The sequence below is a fragment of the Rhizobium sp. RAF36 genome, assembly GCF_052114105.1.
In the GTDB taxonomy this organism is placed as follows: Bacteria; Pseudomonadota; Alphaproteobacteria; order Rhizobiales; family Rhizobiaceae; genus Rhizobium.
Genome location: NZ_JBFREC010000003.1, coordinates 611,263 through 638,203, shown reverse-complemented (window position 1 = coordinate 638,203; position 26,941 = coordinate 611,263). Strand labels below are relative to the sequence as shown.

General features: G+C 58.9%; 26 protein-coding genes and 1 pseudogene. 16 read left to right on the top strand and 11 right to left on the bottom strand.

All coding sequences use genetic code 11. The features are described from left to right. The first annotated feature begins 112 nt into the window (after nt 1-112). From AB4Z25_RS14660 to AB4Z25_RS14625, 8 genes and pseudogenes are all read left to right on the top strand, one after another. Nucleotides 113-646 (top strand): 2Fe-2S iron-sulfur cluster-binding protein, encoded by a 534-nt coding sequence (locus AB4Z25_RS14660; RefSeq protein ID WP_442208314.1) that lies wholly within the window; start codon nt 113-115, stop codon nt 644-646. After that, a complete protein-coding gene (locus AB4Z25_RS14655) occupies nt 643-1,632 on the top strand; it encodes an FAD binding domain-containing protein (RefSeq protein WP_112386838.1) in 990 nt (329 codons plus the stop codon). Before AB4Z25_RS14660 ends, AB4Z25_RS14655 begins: the two co-directional genes overlap by 4 nt. Then, complete coding sequence (locus tag AB4Z25_RS14650) at nt 1,629-3,914, top strand: xanthine dehydrogenase family protein molybdopterin-binding subunit (protein ID WP_112386839.1); 2,286 nt, start codon at nt 1,629-1,631, stop codon at nt 3,912-3,914. Before AB4Z25_RS14655 ends, AB4Z25_RS14650 begins: the two co-directional genes overlap by 4 nt. Before the next feature lie 561 nt (nt 3,915-4,475). Then, nucleotides 4,476-4,811 carry a hypothetical protein gene (locus AB4Z25_RS14645; RefSeq protein ID WP_112386840.1) on the top strand — a complete coding sequence of 112 codons (336 nt, stop codon included), beginning with the start codon at nt 4,476-4,478 and terminating at the stop codon, nt 4,809-4,811. 747 nt (nt 4,812-5,558) lie between these two features. Next, complete coding sequence (locus AB4Z25_RS14640; protein ID WP_112386841.1) at nt 5,559-5,741, top strand: hypothetical protein; 183 nt, start codon at nt 5,559-5,561, stop codon at nt 5,739-5,741. Beyond that, nucleotides 5,738-5,965, top strand: a complete 228-nt coding sequence (locus AB4Z25_RS14635) for a hypothetical protein (protein WP_112386842.1) — start codon at nt 5,738-5,740, stop codon at nt 5,963-5,965. Before AB4Z25_RS14640 ends, AB4Z25_RS14635 begins: the two co-directional genes overlap by 4 nt. An 80-nt stretch (nt 5,966-6,045) precedes the next feature. After that, nucleotides 6,046-6,684: a glutathione S-transferase gene (locus tag AB4Z25_RS14630; protein WP_112540863.1), complete on the top strand. Its 639-nt coding sequence runs from the start codon at nt 6,046-6,048 to the stop codon at nt 6,682-6,684. Nucleotides 6,685-6,831: 147 nt separating this feature from the next. After that, nucleotides 6,832-7,529: pseudogene (locus AB4Z25_RS14625) on the top strand (SDR family NAD(P)-dependent oxidoreductase). 31 nt (nt 7,530-7,560) lie between these two features. Here the strand turns inward: AB4Z25_RS14625 and AB4Z25_RS14620 are convergent. Further along, nucleotides 7,561-8,010 carry a hypothetical protein gene (locus tag AB4Z25_RS14620; RefSeq protein WP_112386844.1) on the bottom strand — a complete coding sequence of 150 codons (450 nt, stop codon included), beginning with the start codon at nt 8,008-8,010 and terminating at the stop codon, nt 7,561-7,563. 190 nt (nt 8,011-8,200) lie between these two features. Further along, nucleotides 8,201-8,404 (bottom strand): cold-shock protein, encoded by a 204-nt coding sequence (locus AB4Z25_RS14615; RefSeq protein WP_112386845.1) that lies wholly within the window; start codon nt 8,402-8,404, stop codon nt 8,201-8,203. 325 nt (nt 8,405-8,729) lie between these two features. Between AB4Z25_RS14615 and AB4Z25_RS14610 the strand changes: the two genes are divergently transcribed. The 3 genes from AB4Z25_RS14610 to AB4Z25_RS14600 all read left to right on the top strand — a co-directional run bounded on the left by AB4Z25_RS14610 (nt 8,730) and on the right by AB4Z25_RS14600 (nt 10,216). Continuing rightward, nucleotides 8,730-8,993, top strand: a complete 264-nt coding sequence (locus tag AB4Z25_RS14610; RefSeq protein WP_442208313.1) for a hypothetical protein — start codon at nt 8,730-8,732, stop codon at nt 8,991-8,993. 28 nt (nt 8,994-9,021) lie between these two features. Continuing rightward, the gene (locus AB4Z25_RS14605; protein ID WP_442208357.1) at nt 9,022-9,366 is read left to right on the top strand and encodes an SDR family oxidoreductase; all 345 of its coding nucleotides are present in this window, start codon (nt 9,022-9,024) and stop codon (nt 9,364-9,366) included. A gap of 97 nt (nt 9,367-9,463) precedes the next feature. Next, nucleotides 9,464-10,216, top strand: a complete 753-nt coding sequence (locus AB4Z25_RS14600; protein ID WP_442208312.1) for a sulfite exporter TauE/SafE family protein — start codon at nt 9,464-9,466, stop codon at nt 10,214-10,216. Between the two features lie 20 nt (nt 10,217-10,236). Here AB4Z25_RS14600 and AB4Z25_RS14595 read toward each other — a convergent pair whose 3' ends face one another. The 3 genes from AB4Z25_RS14595 to AB4Z25_RS14585 all read right to left on the bottom strand — a co-directional run bounded on the left by AB4Z25_RS14595 (nt 10,237) and on the right by AB4Z25_RS14585 (nt 12,524). Next, complete coding sequence (locus AB4Z25_RS14595; protein ID WP_112386894.1) at nt 10,237-10,860, bottom strand: hypothetical protein; 624 nt, start codon at nt 10,858-10,860, stop codon at nt 10,237-10,239. Nucleotides 10,861-11,410: 550 nt separating this feature from the next. Further along, on the bottom strand, nt 11,411-11,638 hold the full coding sequence (locus AB4Z25_RS14590; protein ID WP_442208311.1) for a DUF6894 family protein: 228 nt from the start codon (nt 11,636-11,638) through the stop codon (nt 11,411-11,413). 532 nt (nt 11,639-12,170) lie between these two features. Beyond that, complete coding sequence (locus AB4Z25_RS14585) at nt 12,171-12,524, bottom strand: response regulator (RefSeq protein ID WP_442208310.1); 354 nt, start codon at nt 12,522-12,524, stop codon at nt 12,171-12,173. A 527-nt stretch (nt 12,525-13,051) separates the two neighbouring features. On the opposite strand from AB4Z25_RS14585, the gene AB4Z25_RS14580 reads away from it, so the two are divergent. Further along, entirely contained in the window at nt 13,052-13,219 is a 168-nt protein-coding gene (locus AB4Z25_RS14580; protein ID WP_310300447.1) for a hypothetical protein, read from the top strand. 59 nt (nt 13,220-13,278) lie between these two features. Here AB4Z25_RS14580 and catE read toward each other — a convergent pair whose 3' ends face one another. The 6 genes from catE to AB4Z25_RS14550 form a co-directional block, all read right to left on the bottom strand. After that, nucleotides 13,279-15,429 carry a catalase C gene (gene catE / locus AB4Z25_RS14575; RefSeq protein ID WP_442208309.1) on the bottom strand — a complete coding sequence of 717 codons (2,151 nt, stop codon included), beginning with the start codon at nt 15,427-15,429 and terminating at the stop codon, nt 13,279-13,281. Between the two features lie 87 nt (nt 15,430-15,516). Continuing rightward, the gene (locus AB4Z25_RS14570) at nt 15,517-16,020 is read right to left on the bottom strand and encodes a YciE/YciF ferroxidase family protein (RefSeq protein WP_442208308.1); all 504 of its coding nucleotides are present in this window, start codon (nt 16,018-16,020) and stop codon (nt 15,517-15,519) included. A 663-nt stretch (nt 16,021-16,683) separates the two neighbouring features. Continuing rightward, the gene (locus tag AB4Z25_RS14565) at nt 16,684-17,559 is read right to left on the bottom strand and encodes an alpha/beta fold hydrolase (RefSeq protein ID WP_442208307.1); all 876 of its coding nucleotides are present in this window, start codon (nt 17,557-17,559) and stop codon (nt 16,684-16,686) included. A gap of 16 nt (nt 17,560-17,575) precedes the next feature. Then, complete coding sequence (locus AB4Z25_RS14560; RefSeq protein ID WP_112517612.1) at nt 17,576-18,844, bottom strand: cation:proton antiporter domain-containing protein; 1,269 nt, start codon at nt 18,842-18,844, stop codon at nt 17,576-17,578. After that, nucleotides 18,841-21,234 carry an FdhF/YdeP family oxidoreductase gene (locus AB4Z25_RS14555; protein ID WP_442208306.1) on the bottom strand — a complete coding sequence of 798 codons (2,394 nt, stop codon included), beginning with the start codon at nt 21,232-21,234 and terminating at the stop codon, nt 18,841-18,843. The genes AB4Z25_RS14560 and AB4Z25_RS14555 overlap by 4 nt, the downstream gene beginning before the upstream one ends. Before the next feature lie 77 nt (nt 21,235-21,311). Continuing rightward, nucleotides 21,312-22,388, bottom strand: coding sequence for a catalase family protein (locus AB4Z25_RS14550; protein ID WP_442208305.1), 1,077 nt, complete (start codon nt 22,386-22,388; stop codon nt 21,312-21,314). A gap of 373 nt (nt 22,389-22,761) precedes the next feature. Between AB4Z25_RS14550 and AB4Z25_RS14545 the strand changes: the two genes are divergently transcribed. From AB4Z25_RS14545 to AB4Z25_RS14530, 4 genes are all read left to right on the top strand, one after another. Then, nucleotides 22,762-23,811 (top strand): alpha/beta hydrolase, encoded by a 1,050-nt coding sequence (locus AB4Z25_RS14545; protein ID WP_442208304.1) that lies wholly within the window; start codon nt 22,762-22,764, stop codon nt 23,809-23,811. Between the two features lie 11 nt (nt 23,812-23,822). Continuing rightward, the gene (locus AB4Z25_RS14540; RefSeq protein WP_112386857.1) at nt 23,823-24,350 is read left to right on the top strand and encodes a DUF4142 domain-containing protein; all 528 of its coding nucleotides are present in this window, start codon (nt 23,823-23,825) and stop codon (nt 24,348-24,350) included. 167 nt (nt 24,351-24,517) lie between these two features. Further along, nucleotides 24,518-25,393 carry an SDR family oxidoreductase gene (locus tag AB4Z25_RS14535; protein ID WP_442208303.1) on the top strand — a complete coding sequence of 292 codons (876 nt, stop codon included), beginning with the start codon at nt 24,518-24,520 and terminating at the stop codon, nt 25,391-25,393. 43 nt (nt 25,394-25,436) lie between these two features. Then, the gene (locus AB4Z25_RS14530) at nt 25,437-26,600 is read left to right on the top strand and encodes a zinc-dependent alcohol dehydrogenase (RefSeq protein WP_442208356.1); all 1,164 of its coding nucleotides are present in this window, start codon (nt 25,437-25,439) and stop codon (nt 26,598-26,600) included. Nucleotides 26,601-26,941: the final 341 nt, after the last annotated feature.

Here is a 26,941-nt window from a genome sequence, read left to right as displayed (position 1 = left end):
GGCTGCGGCTGAAATTGAACGAAGATTGGCTGATGGCGTTTGAAACGGGCAGCGTTCCCCCTAGCTTGTACCAGCGGGGGTCGACCGAATCCGGCACAAGGGAGATGAGCCTATGCATTTCATTGTCAACGGAGAACAGATCGATGTCGAGGCAGACATCCGGACGTCGCTCCTCGATCTGCTCAGAAACTGCCTCGGACGTACAGGCACGAAAAAGGGATGCGACCAGGGCGCCTGCGGCGCATGCACCGTGCTTGTTGAAGGCGAGCGCATTAACTCCTGCCTTGCCTTGGCGGTGCAGTATCAGGGCCGCAAGATCGTCACTGTCGAGGGGTTGGCTCAAGACGGACATTTCAATCCGCTGCAGCAGGCATTCGTCGATCATGACGGGTTTCAATGCGGCTATTGCACTCCCGGTCAGCTCTGTTCCGCCATCGGCATGGCAAGCGAGATTGAGCGGGGCATGCCGAGTGCCGTTACAAAGGATCTGACGTCGCCGCGCATCGCTCTCGATCAGACGGAAATTCGTGAGCGGATGAGTGGCAACCTCTGTCGATGCGGCGCCTACAACGGGATCGTCGAGGCGATTTCCGAGACCCTTTCCGCCGGCAATCACCCTACAATCGGAGAGGGGGCCCGCGCATGAACATCTTCACCTACGAGCAGCCTGGCAATACTGCGAGCGCCATTGCGCTCGCCAAGACGAACGGTCGGGCAAAGTACCTCGGCGGCGGCACGAACCTCATTGATCTCATGCGCGAAACCGTCGAGCAACCTGATGTGCTGATCGACGTGACCGGGCTTGATGACCGGATCGAGATGCGTGCTGACGGCAGTCTCTTCGTCGGGGCGGCGGCCAAAAACTCGGCGCTCGCGGCCAACGCGCACGTTCGCGACAGATATCCGTTCTTGGCGCGCTCGATCCTTTCCGGCGCCAGCGCCCAAATCCGCAATATGGCGACCGTCGGGGGCAACATTCTGCAGCGGACGCGCTGCCGGTATTTCTACGACAACGCGGCAAGCTGCAACAAGCGCGTCCCGGGTGCCGGCTGCGATGCGCGCGATGGCTTCAATCGCTATCATGCGATACTGGGCGCTTCGCCTGCCTGCGTGGCGACCCATCCGTCCGACATGTGTGTCGCGCTTGCTGCACTGGATGCGACCGTTCATCTCGGCGGACCTCTCGGTACACGAATGCTGCCTCTGGAGTCGCTGCATCGGCTGCCAGGTGACCACCCTGAGGTGGAAACCGAACTGCTTCCGGGCGAATTGATTACGGCAGTCGAAATACCGCCGCTCGGTTTTGGTCGACGTTCGACCTACAGAAAGGTTCGGGACCGGGCAAGTTACGCCTTCGCGCTGGTTTCCGTTGCTGCCGCCCTCGATGTCGATAACGCCGGTGTCGTGCGCGATGTGCGTCTTGCTCTCGGGGGCGTTGCTCACAAGCCCTGGCGCGCCGCCATCGCCGAGGCGAGCCTGAAAGGTAATCCGGCCGGATCCGACGCTTTTCGCCGCGCCGCGGAAGCCGAACTCGCCGCAGCGGTCGGGCTCAGGGACAACGGTTTCAAGATCGAACTGGCGAAGCGCCTGATCACCGTCGTGCTTGAAGAATTGATGGGAGAGGAAAAATGAGCGCTGGTCAGGATACAAAACCGCAGAAGCCCGGATACTGGCAACCCGCCGTTACCCGCGATCCGCTCCTTCGAAAACACGGCGCCCTTGGCCAACCCGTATCGCGTATCGATGGACCGCTGAAGGTGCAGGGCGCGGCACGCTTTGCTGCCGAGTTTCCCTATGACAATATCTGCTACGCGGCCCTGGCTTTCAGCACGGTGGCCCGCGCACGCATATCGCAGCTCCATGTCGGCGATGCGGAAAAAGCGCCCGGCGTCATCCTGGTCATGACCTATCGCAATGCACCGCGCATGAAAGCGCCGTCATTGATGATGTCGTCACCCAATGCGGCTGGCGCCAGCGACCTGCCGGTAATGCAGACTGACGAGATCCACTGGAACGGCCAGCCGATTGCGTTAGTTCTGGCCGAAACGCAAGAAGCGGCAGATTATGCCGCTTCGCTGATCGACGCCGACTATGATCTCTTACCGGCCGTGACATCCTTCGCCGAGGCCAAGGCAAATCCGCGTCAGCTCGAAACCCTCCTTGGCCAGCCGCCCGTTCTTGAGATCGGCGATGCCGAGAGCGCATTGCGAGCCGCCGCAGTCCAGGTCGACAACCTCTATCGGACGCCGCGTCACAATCATAACGCCATCGAGCTTCATGCGGCAACAGTGGCCTGGAGCGGCGATAACCTCCGTGTCCATGACGCCAGCCAGCTTATCGACCTCACGACCGGCCAGCTTGCAGAGATCTTCGGGATCGATCCGGCAAACGTCCATCTTACTTCGCCCTTCGTCGGTGGCGGATTCGGGGGCAAATGCCTTTGGGATCATCAGATCCTCGCCTGCGCGGCTGCAAAGCTCGCCAGCCGCCCGGTGCGTATTATGCTATCGCGCGAAGGTGTTTTCCGTGTCGTGGGCGGACGCACGGTGACTGAGCAGCGCGTCGCCCTCGGGGCCGACGAAACGGGGAAGCTTGGCGCTCTCATCCACACTGGCATCGTCGCCATGACACCGCACAATTCCTGCCCGGAACAATTTACCTTTCCGGCACGCCACCTTTATGCTGCGGGAAGCTTCCGGCTTGCCCAGGAGGTGGCGGATATGGACATGCTCGCCAATACCTTCATGCGAGCGCCCGGCGAATCCGTTGGAACCTTCGCCCTCGAATGTGCACTGGATGAGCTCGCCGACAAATTGGGGATCGACCCAATCGAGTTGCGGCGGAGGATTGAGCCAGAAACTGACCCGACGAGCGGGAAGCCGTTCTCCTCGCGCATGTTGGTCGAAGCTTACGAGCGGGGCGCCGAGAGGTTCGGCTGGCGCCACCGTAACCGGAAACCGGGACAGGTGCGCGATGGCGAGTGGCTTATCGGCTTGGGATGCGCGACTGCGACCTACCCGTATCACCGCTTTCCAGGGGGGGCAGCGCGCATCAAACTGACAGAAGATGGTTCCGTTGCGGTCTCGACAGCCGTTCACGACATGGGCATGGGCACCGCGACCGCCCAGGCTCAACACATCTCGGCGCGTCTGGGCGTGCCACTCGACAAGGTGAGCTTCGAATACGGAGACAGCCATCTTCCGCGCGGCGTCATCGCGGGAGGCTCGACGCAGACGGCATCGATAGGAGGCGCGATCATTGCCGCCTCCGAAGTGTTCATCGAGGAGCTGCTTAAACTCGCCGGCAACGACTCTCCCCTTGCAGGCCTGTCGTTTGCAGACGTGGAAGCACGCAATTCCGGCCTTGGTCACGTGCAGGATCAGAGCCGCTTTGAAACCTATCAGTCGATCCTGCTCCGGGCGGGACGCACAGAGCTTGTCTGTCAGGCCGAAGCACCGCCGCCTGCCGAAATGGAAGCCTTTTCCATGCATTCCTATGGGGCGCAGTTCTGTGAGGTCGGTGTCAATCAGATTACCGGCGAGACCAGGGTCCGGCGGTTTCTGGGCTCGTTCGACGCTGGCCATATACTCAATGGCAAGATGGCGACCAGCCAGTTCAAGGGCGGCATCATCATGGGAATAGGGCTTGCCCTGACGGAGGAGACTAATTTTGACGAGCGTACAGGTCGCATTGTGAATGCTTCGCTGGCTGAATACCATGTTCCAGTGCAAATGGACGTTCCTCAGATCGACGTCATTTACCTCGACGAGGCCGACCCTCAAGCACCAATGGGAGCGCGCGGTATAGGCGAGATCGGAATAACTGGGGTAGGGGCGGCCATCGCCAATGCTGTCTATAACGCGACGGGCAAGAGGATCCGTGACCTGCCGATCACATTAGACAAGCTCCTCTGAACGAATGTTTCCTAGGCGGCGAAGTGCCCATCGCCGATCGGGCAGGCTGCCGCTAACGGCTCCCTTGTTTTACCCAGTTGGGTTGCAGATTGGTGTTTCGGCGAGCGGCGTGAAACGAATTAGCGAGTGATAGTAAAGATTGGATCAGTTGGCAGCTGACGAGCTTCTCCCGTTCGATCACGGGGTGATTTACTGCGCCATCTACTGGAAGCGATTGCTGCATCCGCGCCGCCGCAGCAATCGTTGCTGTTGTCGGCGACCTTGACAAGCCCGGCGCCTGAACGCTCCAGATCTTGTCTGAATGACCTCGCAGACCGGGCTCTTACCGCATTGGTATTATACGTCCGCGAGCCGCTTCCCGCGCCGGCCATGCTTCGTTCAACCCCGACGTTTACAGGCCACGGCGCGCAACCGTTACCAGCAGTTAACACGTTGAGGCGCGCATCGGCGGACAAAAAAATGACAGGAAATGCCTTGGCCCGTCATTGCAGACGAAGACCTCCGTAAGAAGGCATCTTTTGGAGATCCTGTGCGTTGTTATTGGAACGACAGGAGGATCCTATGGCAGGAACACATACACGGACGAATGCGCGCGTCGTCAAGTCTGAGCTCGATCGCTACGCGCTCGAAATGGAGGAAGCTCGCGCAGAATCTGAAATATCGGGCACGGAGCATATTGCGGAAGCCAAAACTGCAGCGGAAAAGGAGCTCGCATGGCTGAAAAGTGAAGCGACGAACCTTCGCTCACGTTTGGCGATCATCCAAGGCCGAAGCACAAGCAGCAGCGCAAGCGGCCCGAGGGCCTCCTATCGCGTGCTGAAAACGATTTCGGTATTTGCGCTCACTATGATCGTTTCCACGCTTTTACAGCACTCACGATCCGGTGGCCGCGGATAGGCAGAGAGCTCTCATGATGCTCGCCGGTCCAAGCGAAATGCTAAAGGCCGCAGGAGAGGCGGTTTTAAGGGCCTCCTCCGATTTGTATGCGGCGGTTGTAGCGATAGGCCGGTGTCACTTCTGCGCAGGGACGTCTCATCAATATCGCCGTTATTCTTGCTCATGGGGCGAGGGGCCATCGCCCTCGACCCAGTAGTGCATAGCAGGCAAAAGTCTATCTTTCTCAGATGATTGGATAGATCCTAAAGTGTCATGGTCGACATTTTTCTTCTCTGCCTATAATTGTGCGAAAGAAGCGCCCAGCGCGGCCGAAGGTTCCCGAACCTCGCCTGTCGGTAAGGTTCCCAATGCGGTGCGGGAATTAGCACCTTGCAAAAGGAAATCAATGGCAACTCAACCTACAAAGTTCGCAGCTGCGGACATGACGCTCGCCGGCCATCGGCTCGCAAAGCTCGACGATAGCGAGATCAGGACGCGGTTAAGCAGCGGTACGACGTCGAGATCCATCTGTCTTCATCGCGGGTGTAGCCATGGGCGCATAACGCCGCTGCAGCACCCTTATCGCGATGTCGCCACCGTTAAACGTCAGGTAACCATTGACCCGGCCTCAAACGTGAAATGAATCAGGTGCTGGAGATCGGATTGGCAAAGCTTTAGAAAAGTGGTGAAGCTGCCCCCCTTAAGGTAATCAAGAGAAATGAATCTGGCAGGTAAAGCGGGCATAACGGCCCTTTTTAGGAGGATATGATGGCCACGAATGACACCAATGCTACACCCGAGCAACGACGCCCGCGCGATGTAAAGCCGGTTCGCAAGAAGCCCCACATTGCCGACAAGGAATCACTGGCGCCTGCCACGGTGCAGCCTGCAGGCAGCGAGGACGAGAGCGAACGTCCAAGCATTGATCCGGTTACCGGCGTTGCACTATGACCGAGAATGCCGACCTCCAGCTCGAGGTGGAAGCTCTCGCCGTGGCCGCGGAAGCCGAGCCTGAAACGACCGTAGATCTTAGGTCGCTTGCTGTTCAGCTCTGGGCAAATTTCGATGAGTTTTCCGTTGAAGAACTGCAGGACATTTTGCGCCAAGCGTGGCGTATTCGCGGCTTGCCGTTTAACGACAACGCGGGCGGCGATGGCGCCATGCTGTTAAGCTAATCGGTCTTGCACTGATCCGTACACCTGTACTGTTCGTAACAGCGCGAGACCGCATATGGACGCGGCCCGCCGGAGGTTCAATGATCATTTTACATCATCTCAATAACAGCCGATCTCAACGTGTGATCTGGCTGTTGGAGGAGCTCGGCCTCGAATACGACGTCCGTCACTACAGGCGCAATGCCGACATGAGTGCTCCGGATGAACTGAAGCGCGTTCATCCGCTCGGAAAGTCGCCCGTGATTGAAGATGCCGGCCACGGGGACACACAACCCATACTGACCGAGACCGCGGCGATCTGCGAATACCTGGTCGCAAAAGCTGACGGCCAGATGGGCCCGCCGGAAGGCCCCTCCGGCCTGCTTCGCTACCGCATGTTTCTCCACTATGCCGAGGGTTCTGTCATGCCGGTGCTGTTTGCGCTCCTTGCAGTGTCCCGTGTACCGCTTCTGGGAAAGGTCGCCTTCAAAAGGCTTCGCCTTATGCTCGACGTGCACCTCGACTATATCGAAACTGAGCTCTCGACGCGCCCCTGGTTCGCTGGCGAGAGCATTTCGGCCGCCGACGTCATGATGAGCTTTCCTCTTGAGGCTGCAGCCAAGAATGCCCGCCTGAGCGGTTCCCGGCCTGCAATCGCCGAGTGGCTCAAACGCATTCATGCTCGCCCGGCCTATATCCGGGCGCTCGAAAAGGGCGGGCCTTACAGGTTTGCACAGTGATCGAAGATGTTATCTCGGACAACTGTCGCAAGCTGCACGGGAACAAGGATCGTCAGCGGCGCATTGTCGGTCGACGAGGCTGACGAAAGGCATATCGTCGAACTAAGGTCGCCATCGCACACCTGTCTCTATAGGTGGGGTCTGAAGATCATTGCCAGGCCTGTCGCTTTGGTTACAGGCGCCGCATCTGGAATAGGATTGGCGACGGCGTTCAGGATGGCGACCGACTTCGATCTCGCACTGGTCGATTCCGATAGTTAGGGAACCGGTCCGCTCGAAATTTTCCAGTGACCGTTGCCTCACTTTCTGTGCGGATATCGTCGTCGGACGAAGAGATTGGAGGTGCTCGCGCGGCCCTTTTGGCCAGGGTCGGCCGCCTGGATGCCATTGTCGACAACGCCAGCATTAATGGGGTGTGGGCCCCAATTGACGATCTGATGCCGAACGAGTGGGACAGGATCGTTCGCGTCAACCTGCGCGGCACGTACCTCACGCTGGCGTTCGCACTTTCACCTCACCCGGTGCGATTGCTTTACAGCGCGACAAAAGGCGCCCAGGTCGCGATGGCTCAGCAGCTGGCACTCGAACTTGGCCGTCATTCAATCCGATCAACGTTCTTTGTCCGGGCGCGATCGCTACCGAAATACAGCCTCGACGCATATCAGGCATCGCGAGGATGTGGAGGTCCCCGTCGTGTGTCCGGAAGGTAGCGTTGCTCTCACGAAAGGCGAGCCAGGAACAGCGCTGATGCAGCTGACGCTATCCATTTTCTGCTGACCGCTAGCGCGAGGAGCATAACCGGCCCGCCGCTATTTATCGACGGAGGTCAGGGACTTCTCCGGTAAAGACGGCTACGGCGGTTTTAGCCGTTCGGCCTTAGTCGTCCTGCGTTGGCCGTATCGTATCGACCGAAATCTTGCCATCGACCAAGCCACGCTCAAGATCAGTGCGTCCGTGGTCGATCTCGGTCACCGAATAAAGCTTGTCGTCGCGAAATGAGCTGGCATTCGTCGTGGTCACGCCCTCGGCCGGAGCTGAGTCGATCTCCATGAAGTCGAGCTCGCGGCTGGTCGCAACGATACGGGCGTCTCCTGAGCTGCGCGCAGCAACAACAACAGTCCCATGCCCAGGCGAATTGACCCATCTGGGATCGGTCGGCGCCGCGATTGGCTCCAGCCTGTAAAGATTCAGGGTTTCGCCACCAAAGTCGGCACCGGCCGCAGCCGCATCATCAATCTGAGCTTTGCTCTCGACAGACCTTCCGAAGCGGACCTGACTGGTCGCATTGTTGGGATCTTCTCCGCCTGCTCTCGATACATTCGACATTAATGATCTCCATCGTGCTGGTGTGTCAGTCGTAACGACGGGAGGTCCTAACGGTTCCGTGCTGATGCGCGGTTTCACCGGGCGATGGATGATCGGTCAGTCTGGAGGGGAGATTATCGTCGCTTGTTACTGCGATTCGGTGCCCGCAGCAGCCGAAACACCCCGGCCACAGAGGCCGGGGCGCAAAAGCTTAGGCAGGTCTGACATTCTCAGCCTTGGATTTTCCAGTCTTGCGATCCTGGCCAACGTCATAGCTGACCTTGTCGCCGTCGCGCAGTGAGCCCTGACCACCGAGCGCGCTGACATGAACGAAGACATCAGGTCCGCCGGCATCGGGGGTGATGAAGCCGAAACCTTTTTCCTGATTGAAGAATTTCACTGTGCCAGTTGCCATGTTTATCCTCGTGAGAATTGCGGCCTTAACTACCGCTGCCGACCTTAAGCAGCTGCCAGCCAGTCCGCAACCTTCCTGTCGCACTCGGCGGGCAGGACCTTCAAATTGATCCCCAGCGGAGGCCTGCTCCCAGTGAGTTTTTTGTCCGTCACATGTTTTCTTGCCTGAGGATCTGTCCACTGATGCGGAGGGCTCAGTCTTCATCCACGTTCCTGGGCGCCAATTGCGAACGCAATGGTTTGACTGGGAACATATGCAGCCCCTGGAACTGTTGGGCGATCCGCCGCGTTTTTCGAGGTATGCTTCATTAGTTTCGGAGACTGAAATGGATGATGAACTCATATTTTCGCGGCGTGACTGGCTCGCTACTGTCAGCGGCGTCTTGACACATAAGGCCACCGGATCAAACGTTGAAGGCGCACCCTGCAATATGCTCCTCGGCAATGCTATCCATCATCTCGCTAGCCTCGAAACTTTGAAATGCGACGAGCACGAGGCTTCGGTCGCACTGGCAGGCATCGTACTCAATTGCAAGGACTGCCGCCGTCTCGCTTCGAAGTTCGGCGAAGCATTGAGAGTAGCCGAATAGGGAAACCTCCGTTTGCTCGCGTTCAACCATTTTCGGCTCAGCCGGCAGTGATACACGGTGCAGCTATATTGCCCGCGAGGGCGTCGTCACACGCGGCCAGGACGGCATCGTCTCTGGCTCACGAAAGCACTGGAACAGGGCCGGGACCTCTCCTCGCTGTCCGGAACGGACCAGAGCGGTCTCGTCATGTCGCTTTGGTGGTAGCCAGGGGCAACACGTTGACGCGCATGCCGCGATTGCCAGCCGCTCAACTCTCAAGCGCTGGGGCACAGCCGACGATTCTGGTGGGTCCAATCTTGTTTTGTGCTCGCCGGCTGCGGCCTTTGTCACGGGTGTGACGTTGCCCGTCGATGGCGGTTATGGCGTCGGCTAGCGCTCTCCAGCCAATAACACCCACGCGGCCTCGCTTCGACGCGCTGACAATGTTAGATCGTCAGTGATGCGGTCATATGCGAACCCCGGCAGTCCCAATGAATGATATGTTGCTCCTGTTGCTCGCAGGGATGCTGGCAGGCAGCATGAACGCCTTGGCGGGCGGCGGGTCCTTCGTGTCCCTGCCGGCGTTGATCTCCGTCGGCGTGCCGTCTGTCGCGGCCAACGCGACGAGCACATTTTCTCTTTTCCCAGGTGGGTTGGCGAGCTCCTGGGTGTATCGCGATGGTTTCGGTAAAGTCTGCGGCGTGCCGGTTTTGCCGATTTCGCTTGCAACCGTCCTTGGCGGACTCTGCGGCAGCATGCTGCTGTTATTGACGCCTTCCCGTGTCTTCGACGCCATGCTGCCATGGCTGCTTCTGATTGCTACGGGCATGCTTGTCTTCGGTCGGCGCATCAGTGCGGCCTTTCGGAGCCGCGCTTCAGCCCGAACCGCGACCATCGTCCCAATCCAATTCCTTCTGGGCGTCTATGGCGGCTATTTTGGTGGAGCCGTCGGCCTGATGATGCTGGCCACCTGGAGTATTTTCGGCGGAGGCGAGATCAAGGAACTAAACCCGATGCGGATGTTGATGGTGACTGCGGCAAACGCAGTGGCTGTCATTGTTTTCGTCGCCGCCGGGGCGATTGCCTGGTTCCAATGCCTGCCCATGTTGACGGGGGCGCTTCTCGGCGGCTGGGCAGGTGCGCATGTTGGCTTGAAATTGCCAGCTTCCGCGGTCCGTGCCCTCACGATTGCGCTCGCGGTGGCGACGACGGCGCTGTTTTTTGCCCGGGCCTATTTTTCTTAGAAGCTGGCGTATAGCCAAACCTATTTCAAGAAACCGTCGCGTCCGAACTCGTCCCAGCCATCCAATTTTGAAGCGTCGGCGTCAGCCATGGTCCGGACCTTAGCGGGCTTACTCTTTTTGAGGGATCGCGTCAGCTTCGCCTGATATGCGGCGCGCCGCCGGTTTTCGGCTTTGGCAATCGCGTCTTCATCGCGCCATTCGTCCACCACACCCCGGTCCAGAATGTCCTCGACCACCTTGGGATCGAACACGTGGAAGGTGATCCGGCGTGCCCTGCCATTCAGCCGGACGGTTCGCGTACCTGCGCTCGGCAGGCGGCCGTCCGCCAGCCAGCGATGGCGTTCGCTGGTTGTGATCGTCAAGATGTCCTGGATCTCGCGCGGGATCACCGGCAATCGCTCAATGCCATCGAGTAGATTGGCGACGATCGCCGATATCGCATGAAACTCGGCCTTCTGGCTGGCAGGCATCACCAGAGTGATTTCGCCTCCATCAAGGTCAAGCGACTTCTTCGCCGGCGCTGGCACCCTGGCGCGAAGCTCCATGAGAATGCCTTTCGCACGAACCGTCGATCCCATCGTCGCTGCCGGCACGAGTCGCCATGTCTTCAGGAGTTCGACATCATTCTTCTGTTCTTTCCGCATGGTGACGAAATGGGTTGCCGCGCGCTCTTCGTCAACGAGGCGAGCGTCGCTCAACCTGCCAAAGCCACAATTCTGTCGCGCGGGTCATCGCGAAGGATCGAACTGCCAGGTCAATCCTCCATGCACCGTGGAAAATTACAGTCGGCACAGCGCGATCGCCTTAGAAACAGCACGCCGGCGGATCAGGAATTGCATCTACGCAGGCACCCTGCACCAATGACGCGTCATCCGTTGAATGACTGACGCATGATATGGGCGGAGCCACGAAACTCTGGGCAGCCGGGACTGGGTTCGCGAGTGCTTGGCGGCCGGCGCGCGACCCCTGCAGCGCCGGAGCGATTTTCGATCTGCGGAAGTCTTGGAGCATGGGTTAAGAGGCTGTGACCAGTCGTTGTGAACCCTGTGGCTCGGTGGTCGCGACCGACACTTTACGGACTTCAGATGGCATGCGCACGGAACCGCAGGATCAATAAAGCGGATCCGCCCCACAGCCAGTGACCGGTGGGCCGACCTTGATCAGCCCATCCGATCGAAGCTGAGTTTCAGGTTCTCACTTTATGACCGACAAAAAGGGTACTGTCGCGATGAGGGTGCCGCCTTCGTCGCGGACCTCAAATGTCTTTCCGTCGATAGGTTCGCCGCTTAAAACAAGCTCGGCAACCATCTCCCTTGCAGCCTTGACGGCTTCATTGCGGGCTTCCCCACCGCCCGGTAAGTCGATGCCTTCCACGTCTTCGATATATACTGCATCTTCGTGGATATGGAAGTAGTAGCGCATTTGCTTAGAACCAAGAGAAACCGCATTCGTTCCAAAAATAACAGCAACTTGTGGCCTTGATACGGTTAAGCCGGTGTTCGGCCCCTTTTAACAAAATTACAGGTCGGCGGTTCTGAGGAGACGGTCGGCGATCATGCATTCGAGCGGGCAGTTGTATGCTGAGCACGTCCCCTCCGGCGAGCTCCAGACTTCGCACCACTTCGTTCGTCCGGTACCGTCTCACGACGATAGACGGTTTCGCGCAACGTGTGCGGAACCAACTTGTTTGATCAAGGTTTTTATAGCGACACGGAAACCTCGTTCCCAATCGGGGCCACGATCGAAACCCCTCACGATAGCCTGTCGAGACTCAGCCCTCGGTTCCCTCCCTCTCGAACCGAGGGCATTTCTTTTAAAGGAATCGCGAAGTGCCAAGCCTATAGCTAACGATTGCTCTCTCCTTCGCATGCACCCGCACCAACATCCGAGCGGCTCTTTTGAACAGGCTTGCCGCCGGTATCGCGACGACATCTGTTGACGGGTGGGACGGCGTTTAGACCTGGCCAGGCCGATCTTTCAAGGCGCGGGCAACCGCAGCCACAAGGAGCTCGGGTTCGCACGGTTTCGAAAGTTGTTCCCCCTCGGCGAAGGCCGGTTCGATCTCCGGTAGGGACTCGGCCTCGCCAGAATAGACGATGAACGGTGTGCCTCTCTCAACAAGGATTCTGACAACCTCTGCGCACAGCCCGTCCGACAGCCGTGGATCAACGATCGCGGTCGATGGAGTGTTGTCGTTCAGCCATTCCTTCGCATCTGCACATGTGGAAAAGGTCACGTGATCGTGGCCATACTCGCCGAGCAGCATTTCAATGTCGAGCGCGATGAAGGGCTGGTCCTCGAGCAGCATTATTGTAGCCATGATTTTCCCTCTTGGGCAGTCTCAATCGCTACCCGAAAGCCGCCGATTTGTCACTCGTGCGGCTCGTTGCGTGCGATGCCGTACATTTGACGACCGTCTGCAACATTCTGAGAGCCGCGCGCTTTCAAACTGGCCGCCTGTGGTCACCCAAAGCGCCACCGAAACTTTGGAAAGCTCGTCTCCATTGTTGTCTCCTGCGGCTGCGACGATGACAGGTCCTATCATTGCTGAATGATCCGGGCAGGATACCTTTGAAAACAGCGCAAGGCGAGGCTGCAGCCGTCCGCCCGATATTCGACCTATCACCGACCTGTTCGGCAGCGGTCTGGCGCAGGTCGCAACGCTACTTGGAAAATAAAAGGCCCATTATTCGATCCGCCTGCTCCGCCCGACCTCAAGGTCCGGGTTGGTTGATACGAAGGAAATCACGCTTTTTGAAAACCATTCGGAACACGATCGGAAAGTGGGAGTTAAGCTTTCGAGATCATGAGGATCTCTTAAGGAGGAAAATGATAATGGCATCCACTGGCACCGACACTTCGCATTCCAAGAGCGGGTCCAAATCGAGCTCGGGTAAGAGCGCATCATCGACGACGAAAAGCGCAAGCTCGTCTGGCAAACAGGGCGGCTCGCATGAGCAGCACGTCAAAGCCGGCGCACAGAGCCACAAGAACTCGAAGTGACATCAAACCCTTTATCCGAGAAGATTAACGGGCGCGGAACACTCCGCGCCCGAACTGAATCAGGCGATTGGCGGCGATGCCTTGCCGAGCTTCACTGAAGGCTCGCGGCCCCAAACACGCAGCTTGCCGAGTTTCTCAACAAACGCTTCTATGTCCTTGCTATCTGATAACTGAATCGTTCCCTCGTCAAGCTGACCGGAAATTCCAGCTTTTTCCAGGAGCGGCATGGCAGATTGGTCGTAGCCGATGTACTTGCAGTGCTGGAAGGCGTCTGCGACGAAGTCGCGGGCGGCCGCTTCTTTGACAAGGTCGTCGATTGCCTGATGCGACGTTAAAAGCACGACTGCATCGAAAAGTACCGACGGCCCCCCGTCGATCATATGGTTCGCCTCTATGGAGCTCCCGTCGTCGGCCGTGACGCCGCCCACCTTTGGAGCGATCAACTCGATGACGGCTTTTTGGGCTGCGACTGCCTTCGTCAACGCTTTCAGCAGCTTCGCATCGACGCCGTCGGCAATCATAATTCCGAGTTTGCGCCCTTCGAACCGCATCGGTCCGCGTTCGACGATGCTCAGCGCAGGGGAAGCTTCAAGATCCTGCCTTGTCGGCATGGCGGCATCCGCCGGTTTCGGCATCGATTGAAAGCCAAGCTTCTGCGCGACCGTCGTCGCCAGCGTCTCGTCGATGTTCAAAAGGTGCGACACCATTCTCTCACGGATCGCCAACGATTCGACCTTGCTCAGTTCGAATGTCAACGCCGACGCAATATGGCGCTGTTCCGCCCCGGTCTGGCTGATGAAGAATTGCCGGGCCTGGCTATAGTGGTCCGCAAAGCTCTCAGGACGTAGCCGCGCCTTCTGACCCTGTTCGTCAGCAGGAAAGTGCCGATATCCGCGGGACGGCGATTCACGGGGGCCTTCCCCATGCGAGTTCGGTTGGTAGTTCGCCCTGCCGACGGGATTGCGCATCGCCATGTGGCCGTCCTGCTGAAAGTTGTGCATGGGACATTTCGGCGCATTAATTGGCAGATGTGTAAAGTTTGGACCGCCCAGACGCTTCAACTGAGTGTCGAGGTAGGAGAAGTTCCGGCCTTGCAGCAGCGGGTCGTTGCTGAAGTCGATGCCCGGTGGCACGTTCTGCGTCATGAACGCGACCTGCTCGGTCTCGGCGAAAAAGTTGTCCGGCATCCGGTCGAGAACCATCCGCCCGATCGGCCTAACCGGCAGGATTTCCTCAGGAATGATCTTCGTCGGGTCAAGCACATCGAAATCGAAGTTGTCCGCGAAGTCCTGATCGAAGAGCTGAACCGCGAGTTCCCATTCCGGGAAGTTGCCAGACTGGATTGCATTCCAAAGATCGCGTCGATGGAAGTCCGGGTCAGCGCCGTTGATCTTGACGGCCTCGTTCCACGCAACGGACTGCAGGCCGAGCTTCGGCTTCCAATGAAACTTGACGAAGGTCGACTTGTCCTCGGCGTTGACGAACCTGAAGGTATGGACGCCGAACCCCTCCATGAAGCGGAGCGACCGTGGGATGGTTCGGTCCGACATGATCCACATGACCATGTTCATACTTTCGGGCGTCAAACTGATGAAATCCCAAAAGTTGTCGTGCGCGGTTTGGGCCTGGGGGAAGGCGCGGTCCGGCTCCTGCTTGGCGGCATGGATGAGGTCTGGGAACTTGATCGCATCCTGGATGAAGAAGACCGGGATGTTATTGCCGACTAGGTCCCAATTGCCCTCCTTCGTATACATCTTCACCGCAAAGCCCCGAACGTCGCGCGCAAGATCAGAGGATCCTTTGTTGCCGGCGACTGTTGAAAATCGCACGAAGACGGGCGTCTTTTCGCCAGCACGCTGGAATACGTCCGCGCGTGTGACGTCCGCCAAGGATTCGTACGTCTCGAAGAAGCCGTGGGCGCCGTAGCCCCGAGCGTGTACAACACGCTCGGGGATCCGTTCGTGGTCGAAGTGGAAAATCTTCTCGCGGAAATGGAAGTCGTCAACGAGAAGCGGCCCGCGTGGACCGACGCGTAGTGAATTCTGATCGTCGGCGACGGGCGCGCCCTGCGACGTGGTTAGGATGTCCTGGCCATCCTCGGCAAACTGGTGAAGTTCGCCTCCAGTGCCTCGATGAAGCTGCTGGTCGTGGATCTTGGCGACTTCGTCAGACGAAGGAAGGGATGTGGGTTTCGCTGGGCGTTTGGCCATGTTAGTGTCCCCTTGAACTTGATCTTAATTCGGATAACTGCGAAAAGGCCGCCCTCCGGGCGGCCTTTTGCTTGACAGGTCGCGATCTTATGCGGCCTTGGTTTTACCGCCGGCGTTGGCCTGCTTTTCGGCTAGCTGTGTCAGCTTCTGGTCGGTGGCTTCTTCCTCGGAAAGCGTGGCTTCGAGGAGTGGAACGGCGTCCGTCAAGCCCAGCTGTTTCGCCCAGGCAATGAGCGTGCCGTAACGCGCGATCTCATAATGCTCGACCGCCTGCGCCGACGAGATAAGTCCGGCGTCGAGAGCAGGAGAGCCCTTGAACTCCTCCATGATCTCCTCACCCTCGGCAAGAATGCCTTGGATCGCTTCGCAGGTCTTGCCGCGGGCCGGCTTGCCGAGAATTTCGAATACTTGTTCGAGCCGCTCGATCTGGCCCTGTGTCTCGTCACGATGCTGCAGAAATCCAGCCTTGCCTTCTTCCGATTGCGCGGCGCGGGCCATCTTCGGCAGAGCCTTCAAAACCTGCTTTTCTGCAAAATAGATATCCTTGAGCGTGTCGAGAAATAGGTCGTCGAGTGTCTTGGTCGTTGCCATGATATTCTCCGTTGTTTTACTCGCTCTCAGCCGATCTCGTTTGCGTTCTGATCCTAGGTGAGAGACGCGAAGCTAACCTCCGCGCAGCTGGTTTGTTCCCCGTCCAATATCGGACAAAGAAGGAGCGGCCGTGAGCAGTCGCCAAATTTGATGGAGTCTTGTTGCGCAGTCTGTAGCCGTCATCGCTCAGTCCAACGATGATGTGTTGAGCGTACGAGCTTTCAACTTGCGGTCCGGAGGCGAGCCGGATGCGCTACACGGAAGACGGCGGAACGACCCCAAGCGTGGGTGCTAGAAATCCGACGTCTTGGGTGCGAAGATCAGCTGCGTCCGCGACTATAGACCGGACCTCATCATGTCCCACCCCGCTTTCACCGCCTACTCAATGAGTTCAGCACGCTTCTCCGTGGCGGATGCTCTCGACGTCTCGAAGCGCTGAGGGCTGTAAAGCGAGATAGAACTCTTCGTCATCGACTGCTGGCGGACCTGCGAAACGCTCTCGCCTTCAGTTCGACCGTTTCGTGTCTAGCTCTCTCAAAGTCATTGCGACGAGCCCCCACAAACATGGATGCGATGAGGGCAGTTAGCAAACATATGATTTCTCCAATTGCCACAATGAGCGCGTGAAGCAAAGTTCCGCAAGCGACCACGCAGCAGGCGGCGCTAACCTTCCAGAAAGACCACGAGTTCTCGCGCGACCGTTTCCGGATCCTCGCGCTGCGGAAAGTGTCCGACGTTCTGAAGGAGAATGCGTTGGAAAGGTCCTGAGAATTTCTGGTGGACGGCTTCCGACATCACAGCTGGGGTGACACCATCTTCTTTGCCCTGAATGAAGATCGCCGGAAGCGACAGGGACTTTGTCTCCTTCACTCTCTGCTCGAGCCACAGGCTGCGCGGATCGGGTTCTGCCTCTTCCCAGCGAACCCGATAGCTGTGAAGCGTGATCGCCACCCAGTCTAAGTTCTCGAACGATTTCGCGACTGCCCCGAAAGTCGCCTCGTCGAACCAGCCTTGGGGCGCCCAGTTTTCCCACTGGATGCGGGCGAACCCCTTAGGATCTTTGGCGATAGCTTCGGCCCCTCGCTTCGTCGCCATGAACCATTGATACCAGTAGAGCTGGGACTGCCGGAACGGCGGCGTCCGCAGACCGCCCATGCGCGGCGTCGACGAAAGCTGGGCAATCCTCTCGACACGGTCGGGCCAGCCGATCGCCAGGCATTCGGCGATATGCGATCCCCAGTCGTGACCGCCCACCGAGAACCGCTCGATGCCGAGCCCGTCCATCAGTGCAATCGCATCCATGGCGAGGACGCCGCCGTTCGCGGTCCTGAGCGCGCTGTCGCTGCGGAAGGTCGTGGGGCCGAAGCCGCGCAGATACGGAATGACAAACCTTAGATTTCGATCCTTCAAGCGCTCTGCGACCCCGTTCCATGTTGTGGGGTCGTCCGGCCAACCATGAAGAAGGAGTACAGGTTTTCCGTGCTGTGCTCCCGTCTCGAAGAAGGTGATATCGAGGTCTTGCGTTCGGACGTGCGGCATAGCTTCGCTCCTGGTGCTAACTGGAGATCGTTGTCGATTTCGAAGGATCTAGGCCGCGGCGGCGATCAATCCAGCGCATGACCGGAGTTACCGTCGCGCCATGCATGACGACTGACAGAAGGATGATGACGAACACTGTCGCCCAGACCGTCTCCACGTTTTCGAACTTCGCCTTGCCGGACGCGTAGGCGAGATAATAGATCGAACCAAGGCCTCGGATGCCGAAGACGGAAACGATCAACTTGTCCGCCCATGGCAGCCGGCAGCCGATCAAGCTCACCCATGCAGCGACCGGTCTGACGACGGCGAGCACGAGAACTGCGACCACGACAATACGCCAGTCGGTATGCGACAGAAGCGAACCCTCAGCGAGTATCGAGCCGAAGCACACAAGCAGCACCATCATCAGCAATCGCTCGATCTGCTCGCCGAAATCGTGCAGATGCCCGTGATACTCGCTCTTGCGCTCGACGCTGCGAAGGGTCAGGGCGGCCACAAAGACTCCCACGAACCCATAACCATGTACGATTTCGGTCGCGCCATAGGCGATACAGGTGAAGCCCAATGCCGCCAGCCCGTCCCCCGTTCTTGCAATGCGGCCAGCCTCCGGCATCCGGAAGGTCAGATAACCGAGAAGCCTCCCGACCACCCATCCCATTGCCACACCGGCGGCTAGTTTCCAGACGACATCAAAGGCAAACCAATGCGGGAGCCACCCGAACCCGCCGCCCGGCTGCTCACCGGCGATGGCGATTGCGGCCATGACGAAAGGAAAGCTGAGGCCGTCGTTAAAACCGGCCTCAGATGTTAGCGAGAAGCGGATGGAATCCTCCTCGCCGGTCTGCGGCGGCCCCACCTGTACGTCGGAGGCGAGAACGGGATCGGTCGGGGCGAGGGCGGCACCGAGAAGAATGGAGGAAGCCAAACCCAGGCCAAGTACGCTCCAGCCGACAAGAGCGATCGCTCCGATCGAGAGCGGCATCGCGATACCGAGAAGCCGCCACGTCGCCGACCACCGAAGCAGGCCCAGCGGTCGATCAATCTTGAGGCCGGCACCCATCAGAGCGACGATCAGCACGAATTCCGTGAGGTGCTCGGCCCATTTTATATTTTCGAGAGGGTTAATCGCGGGAAGAGGCGTAAAGGGCGACCAGGCCAGCAGCATGCCGATGGCGAGGCAGCAGATCGGCAGTGACAACGGCAGCCGGCTCAAAGCCATTGGTAGCCAGACGGTCAACAGCACGACGGCGCCGAAAATCAGGAGAGTGACGACATAAGCATTCAATCAACGCTTCCCTCTCGTTGAAAAGCTTCCCTCTTGAGCTCCCGGTCACCAGACACAAATACTGGCCGCTCCATCGCAGTCTCGATTTCCCGAGACCCGAAAGCGTTACGGTGCCCCGACACGATCCGGACGGGAATAGCTTTCGATGCCGGGGTCTTGGACAGTTCGTCATGGTGATCGATCGCGTTGAGCACGTTGCTCTCGGGGTAATATGAGGCGATCGTTCCGATCGGTAGGGCATGCGCCCGCACTTCGAGGCCGGCCAACTCCCGATGTTTGCCGTCTGAAAAATCGCTCACCAGCGTGACCCGCTGCCCTTCGAAGAGGCCTGCCGACGCTATGTCTGCCTTGCACATGAGGACGACATCGCGGGTGCCCTCAATGCCGCGGAACCGATCAGAGTAACCGTAGATCGTCGTGTTAAACTGGTCGTTTGACCGGAGCGTTACGAGCCGGAAGCGACCTTCGGCGGGCGCGAATGACAGCGCGTTCAATCGATCCGGTTTCGTGAAGACGGCCTTTTGCTCCGGTGTGTTCCAAACTCGTTCATGGGCGTCGTTTCCACGATAGAAGCCGCCCGCCTGAAACATGCGGGCATTATAGTCCCTGAAGTCTTCTGGATAGGTCTTCTCGATAAGGTCACGAACGAGGCTGTAGTCCGCTATCCAGTCGTCCCAGCGCAGCCTTGGACCGGGTTCGAGCGTCGCCTTGGCGATGCCGGCGACAATGGCAAGCTCGCTTCGCAGGCATTTTGACGCCGGTGTGCGCTTGCCCGTACTGCCGCTGATATGGGAAAAGCTGTCCTCGGTGGTGACAGATTGGTTTCCCGATACTTGCCTGTCGATTTCGGTACGAGACAGGCAGGGGAGAATATAGGCTGTCTTCGCCGGGAAGAGATGGCTGCGATTGAGCTTCGTGGAAACCATGACCGTCAGTTCCTGAGCGGCCCATACCCGTTCCATTTCCAACTGGTCGGGAACGGCGCGAACGAGGTTTCCCCCAAGACTGACGAAGGCCTTGACGGTGCCATCCATGAGGCCCTTCACTGCGTCGACGATCGTCATTCCGTCCTTCATCGGGGGATCGAAATTGAACAGCTCCTTGAGCTTGTCCATCGGGATCAGCTTGGTTTTTTCGGCGATGCCGACAGTGCGCTGGCCCTGGACGTTCGAATGGCCGCGCACCGGACAACAGCCGGCGCCTTCACGGCCTATGTTTCCGCGAAGCAGCAGAAGGTTCACGACCATCGCAACGTTCAAGGCGCCCTGCGCATGCTGGGTAAGACCCATCCCGTAGACGCCAATTACGCTTTTAGCGCCGATATAGACGTCGCCGGCATCGCGCAGCGCGACCTCGGTAAGCCCGCTCTCACGTTCGATGTCTGGCCACGGTGTTTCCCGCACCATTTCGACGAACTGATCGAAGCCCGTCGTGTGCTCCTCGATGAATTCGAAGTCGACAATACGCGGCTTGTGGTCCGCTACAGCGAGGTCATCGGCTTCGATAACATGCTTGCAAACGCCGAGGATGGCGGCGATGTCGCCGCCCGCCTTGACCTGATGATACTGATCGGAGATCTGCGTCTCGTTTCCTGTCAGCATGTCGATGGGGTTCTGCGGGTTGACGAAGGAGATCAGGCCCTGTTCCAGAACCGGATTGAACGTGACGATTCGGGCGCCTCGCCGTTTTGCGTCCTGGAGCGGATGCAAGAAGCGCGGACTGTTTGATCCTGGATTCTGCCCGAAGAAGAAAAACGCATCGGCCTTCTCGAGATCTTCCCAGACGACGGTACCTACAGGAGATCCGATAACCTTGTTCAGGCCGACGGATGTCGTCTCATGGCACATGTTGGAACTCTGCGGCAGATTGTTGTTGCCATATAAACGGGCAAGCAGCGCGTAGAGATAAGAAGCCTCCAGCCCGGCATGGCCGGACGAGTAGAATACGACACTCTCCTTCTCCAGCCGGTTGAGAATGGTCGCGATGCCTACGAAGGCTTCATCCCATGTCACTTCGACATAGCGGTCGGTGCCGGCATCGTAGCGAAGGGGATGCGTCAAGCGACCCGTCATCTCCAGATCGTGATCTTTCCACTGCCGAAGCTCGCCAACCGTGTGGTCGTTCCAGAAATCGGGCGTGCAGCGATGCGACGTCAGCTCCCATAGTGTCGCCTTCGCTCCGTTTTCGCAAAACTCGAAGGGATGATAGTTGACGGGCTTCGGCCAGGCGCAGGAGACGCACATGAAACCGCCCGGCTTGTTCTGGCGTGCAAGGGTCTCAAGCGCGGCGGGCGTGGGCGAGCTTTCGCCATAGGTACTGGCTATACCTTTCAGCGAGCCCCAGCCACCGGACGGACCTTCTGAGTTGGGGTTTGGAATGTTGTCGGCCATGAAGCTTATCCTTGGTGCGTCTCAATGCGAAAAGGCACCGCCTGAAAAGCGGCGCCGGCCGACGGCGGGATGCACGATCAGGAGGCAGGTTCGTGGATTGGGCACCTGTTGAAGCCCGCGCGGAACTTCGCCGAATGCTCATAGGTCGCCTTGCGGGCCCGGTTGATGTTTCCAAGCGGCTCGTGTGCAGCAAGGCCCGTCCAGACACTGAACCTCATTTCTTCGTCGACCTTCTGCACATTGGTTTTAGACCAGCTGTCCTGCGGCACTGCATATATGGTCGCTACCGCCACGAATGGGGCTTCGTCCTCGTCCCACTGAACCGTCGGATCCTCGACGGGTTGCTTTTCAAGATCGCGACAGAGCTGGACACAAAACTCCCACTCTCCGGACAGATGCCGCATCTCTCCTTGTACCGTCTCGCGAATAGCATCCGGCTGGTCTTTCGTGTCGATCTCCTTGCCGGTCAATTCGGTCAGGTCCTTCGAGACCGGGCGAATGCTGAACTTGGCGATATAGTCCCCATAGCGGAACGGTGTCACGCTATAGTAGGTCTCGCCAAGAGGATCGACGTCGGGCGCCCCACCCATCGATTGCACTGTCGGGCTCGAGAGGCCCGCGGCCTGCAAAGTCGCATTCACGCCCTGCAATACGTTGGACAGGACCTCCTTCGTGCCTTCCATGCGGTCTGTCGTCTTGGCGAGTATTTTCAGACTGCTGAGGAACTTCTTTGCATTCTTTGCCTGGAAGACCGGCCCGTTGACCATGACGAAGTCCTGGGTCGCTCCCTCCGCATCTGGCAGTCGTGCGCCTGTAACCTCGACGACCTTCAGAGCAAGTCCGCGCGGCAGCGAGATGTCATCTGGGAGGATGTCGCCGGCATTCGTTGAGATGCGGATGTAGGTCTTGTAGGCACCAGGGTTCGCAAACAGGCCCTGCGCTAGCTCCGGCGGCAGGCCCCCCTTGACCGTCATCGTGCCTTCAAGGATGCCATGAGCCTTCGCATGCACAGACCGCACGGCATGTCCGTAATCCGCGGCGGTCTTGTTCAAAATGATATCGAACGTCTCGTTGAGCTCCGAGACGGTTTGCTGCTCGTCGCCGTCAAAGGTTTGGACCTCTGGCGTATAAAGGATTGGCGGGTTGAAAGGCATGGGAACTCCTTGCGGGCGCGAGAGTGCTAAAGTTCGGGAACGGCGAGATGTTCCACCAATGCCTGACATCCTTTGAAAAACGTCGTCCGCTCGATGGCGCGCTGTTTCCGGATACGTCCCCTTCGGCAGGTGGAAAGAAATCTGGAGAAGCAGAGCTTTTGACGGTCGACGGAGACGGACGGCGAGCGTCTCGCGGACTTCTCCTGAACTCCGCGGCGAGGTGGCATGGTCTCCCGGTCTTGGGGATAGATCGCGGGCGTATGAAGGTGGACGGACCCGGTTCATCTTGGACCACCCGATCCTTTATTCAGGCTGAAGGGAACAATGGGCTTTCGCCGAGGTTGGGTGACGTCTTTTAATCGGAAACCAATCAATGACCCCTCGTACCGCCCGAAAGACGGCGCTGCTTTTTGGCACGCTGCTGGCAACCGCCGCCCCCGTATTTGCGCAGGATGCTCCGAAGCCTGCGCCGGAGATGCAGGCCGTGCTAGATAAGCTGGCTGCCCTCGGCTCAAAGCCGTTTTCGACCTTAACCGTGCCGGAAGCTCGTATGCAGGCGAGCCCGGCCGACGCCGCCCGCGCCGTCCAGTGGGACAAGCGCGTACCATCCAATCCCGAAGCGCAGGTGACCACCAAGGATATCGCGATACCGTCGGAGCAAGGCGGCTTGGCCGCGCGCGTCTATATTCCAGGCGGGGAAGGGCCGTTTCCGGTTGTGGTTTACTATCACGGGGGCGGCTGGGTCGTCGCCGACGTCAATGTCTATGACGGCGCGCCACGTGCGCTTTCGCTCGGCGCCCACGCGATCGTCGTATCGGTCGAATATCGCCATGCACCGGAATACAAGTTTCCGGCAGCCCATAAAGACGCTTGGACCGCCTACAAATGGGTTGTCGAGAACATTCATGAACTGAATGGTAACGCCGACAAGATCGCAGTCGCTGGCGAAAGCGTTGGCGGCAATCTTGCCGCCAACGTTGCGCTGATGGCGAAGGAGATGAAGACCAAGAACCCGGTCCACCAACTTCTGGTCTATCCGGTGGCGGGCAACGACATGGACACGCCCTCCTACAAGGAAAACGCCAACGCCAAGCCGCTCGGCAAGGCCGACATGGAGTGGTTCGTCAAGAACACCGTCACGTCGATGGACGACGCCAGGGATCCCCGCATCAATCTCAACGGACGCTCGGACCTTGCCGGCGTCGCGCCGGCGACCGTGATCCTGGCGCAGATCGATCCGCTGCGGTCCGACGGCGAAACCTATGCCGCAAAGCTCAAGGACGCTGGCGTCTCGGTCGACATCAAGACGTTCGATGGCGTCACCCACGAGTTCTTCGGCATGGCCAAGGTGGTGCCGCAGGCAAAGCAGGCCATGGACATGGCCGTTGCCGATCTGACCGCCGCATTTGACAAGGCCAAGTAAGGAAAGCCGACATGAAAAAGATGATTTCTGCCTCGCTCGTTGCGTTCTCCCTGCTGATCTCCACCGCGAGTTTCGCTGCCATGCCAAAAAGCGCCGACACCGTCGCTGCTCCGATGAACGTCGACAAGGGCTCCTTCGTGAAGGTCGTCACGAGTGCCAATGCCTTCGAGATCGAATCCAGCAAGCTCGCCGAGGAAAAGGCGAGGGATGGCGACGTCAAAGACTTCGCCAAGCAGATGATCGCAGATCATACAAAAGCGGCCGAAGGTCTGAAGAAAGCCGCCAAGCTCGGTGACGAGCCGCCGGTGCTCGCGCCGAAACACCAGGCCATGCTTGACACCCTAAAGGGTGCCTCGGGCGAGGATTTCCAGGCGCTTTACATAGAGATGCAGGCGTCCGCGCACATGGATGCGGTGACACTCTTCGCGACCTACGCGAAGGGCGGGGACGATGCTGCCGTCAAGCAATTTGCGGCAGAGACGCTGCCTAAGCTCGAGATGCACAAGATGCACGTAATGAAGCTCGTGGCCGCGCACTGAACGTTCCCAGACCGCGGGCGGCAATCCATTGTCTGTGGTCTGCATGGGAAAACAATGAAGAGCATTCTCCATTTGACGCGCCGGTCAGTTCTGCGGCGACGACCGCTACTTTTGCCGCCGCCGCGCTCCCGGCGCAATCGCAAGCCCGATCGAAGGAATCAACATCCATGGAAGACCCGACCACGAAATATCCTAAGCCGCCTTTCCAGCGCCAGTCGCAGCCTTTTCCGGGCCTTGCCGGCAAGATGGACCCAAAACCGGATCACGGCGAGACAAGTTATAAAGGCTCGGGTAGGCTCGCCGGGCGCAAGGCGTTGATCACCGGCGGCGATTCCGGAATGGGCCGGGCGGCTGCGATTGCTTATGCCCGCGAAGGCGCGGATGTTGCCATCAACTATCTTCCTGACGAAGAGTTCGACGCCAAGGAAGTTATCGCGCTCATTGAAAAAGAAGGACGAAAGGGCGTGGCATTGCCGGGCGACCTTCGCGATCAGGCTTTCTGCGAGAAGCTTATCGAGGATGCGGTGAAGGGGCTGGGCGGTCTTGATATCTTCGTCAGCAACGCGGGACGCCAGCAGCAGGCGGGAATGTTGTCGGAGATCACTTCCGATGCCTTCGACGCGACGATCAAGACCAACATCTATGCGATGTTCTGGCTGACGAAGGCCGCGCTCAAACATTTGCAGCCTGGTTCGGCCATCATTATCACGACGTCTGAGCAGGCATACGACCCCTCCGAGGACTTGGTCGACTACGCGATGACCAAGGCTGCCGGCATGAACTTCACAAAGTCGATGGCCAAGCAGCTCGGGCCGAAGGGCATCCGGGTCAACGGCGTGGCGCCGGGACCGATCTGGACACCGCTGCAAGTGGCCGGCGGCGCGACGATGGAAAAACTGGAACAGTTCGGTGGCAAGACGCCGATGGGTCGTCCAGGCCAGCCGGCCGAACTCGCCTCGATTTACGTTCAGCTTGCCGATCCCTCGGCCAGTTACGCAACGGGGCAGGTGTATGGCGCGGCCGGCGGTGGCGGCCAGCCCTAAATCCTAAACGATGATCCAAGAAAAACGCGCAGAGGAGAACGACATGAAGGCTTTAACCTGGCACGGTAGCGGAGACATCCGTTGTGAAGAAGTCGACGATCCGATTATCCAGAACGAGCGCGATGCGATCATCAAGGTGACGAGCTGCGCCATCTGCGGCTCCGACCTGCACCTGTACGGCGGTTTCGTTCCAGGCATGCATGCAGGCGACGTTATGGGCCACGAGACGATGGGCGAGGTCGTCGAGGTCGGTCGCGGCAATTCCAAACTCAAGGTTGGCGACCGCGTCGTCGTTCCCTTCACGATTTCCTGCGGCGAGTGCTCGATGTGCCAACGCAGACTGTTTTCGTTGTGCCAGCGGTCGAATCCGTCCGGCGCTAAACAGGCCGAGCAGATCGGTTATCCGACTGCAGGGCTTTTCGGCTATTCCGACATGTACGGCCGGTTCCCCGGCGGGCAGGCGCAATATCTGCGCGTGCCCTTTGCCGATGTCGGCCCTATCAAGGTGCCAGACGGTTTAAGTGATGAGCAGGTTCTCTTCCTCTCCGATATCTTCCCGACCGGCTACATGGCGGCGGAAAATTGCGACATTCAACCGGGGCAGACGGTCGCCGTTTTCGGATGCGGTCCCGTCGGCCTCTTTGCAATCAAATCGGCGTTCCTCCTGGGCGCCGAACGCGTAATTGCGGTCGACACCGTGCCCGAGCGTCTGGCGCTGGCGCGTCAGGCGGGTGCCGAAACGCTCGATTACACGGACGACGACCTTCAGCAAAAAATCGTCGAGATGAGGGGTGGGCAGGGGCCGGACGCCGTGATCGAGGCAGTCGGGCTGGAGAGCCACGGCGCCGGTGGAATGATGGAGAGCCTGCAGACCAAACTGACATCAACGGAGCGGCCTTACGCCTTGAGCCAAGCGATCCTCGCGTGCCGTCCAGGCGGCACCGTGTCGCTCCCGGGTGTCTTCGTAGGACCGGCCGTGCCCGCACCGCTCGGCGCACTCGTTGCTAAGGGCCTGACACTGAAGACCGGCCAGACCCATGTGCAACGCTATCTCGAACCGCTAATGAAGCTGATCATCGACGGAAAAATCGACCCGTCCTTCCTGATTACGCATCGCATCGGTCTTGAAGAGGGGCCGGATGCCTACAAAACCTTTCGTGATAAGCAAGACGGCTGCGTTAAGGTTGTCATTCGGCCAAACGGTTAAACTGCCGATCTTTCCCACTCCAGTGTTGGAGGCCATCGTTCGTCGACGCGTACGCCCTGTTTGTCGAGCTTCGTCAGCAGCTGGCGCCCTGAGCGCGCTCCTTCCCTGCGCTTCGGAAAGCTGTTTTTTGCCTGCTCCGTGTATGGTTTCCCTCGTTTGCACGGCTAACCGCGCTGAGCGAGTTCGAAGGCGAATACGCTGACGAGGAGAACGTACAGGGCATCAGGCTTAACCGTGTTTCGGCCGCGCGAGCTGCCTCTCGAGAAAGTCGGCGTCGTCCTTGCGTTCCTGGTCGCCGTCCAAGTACGCGCAGATCCGTAGGGCCTGCTCTTCCGTCACCA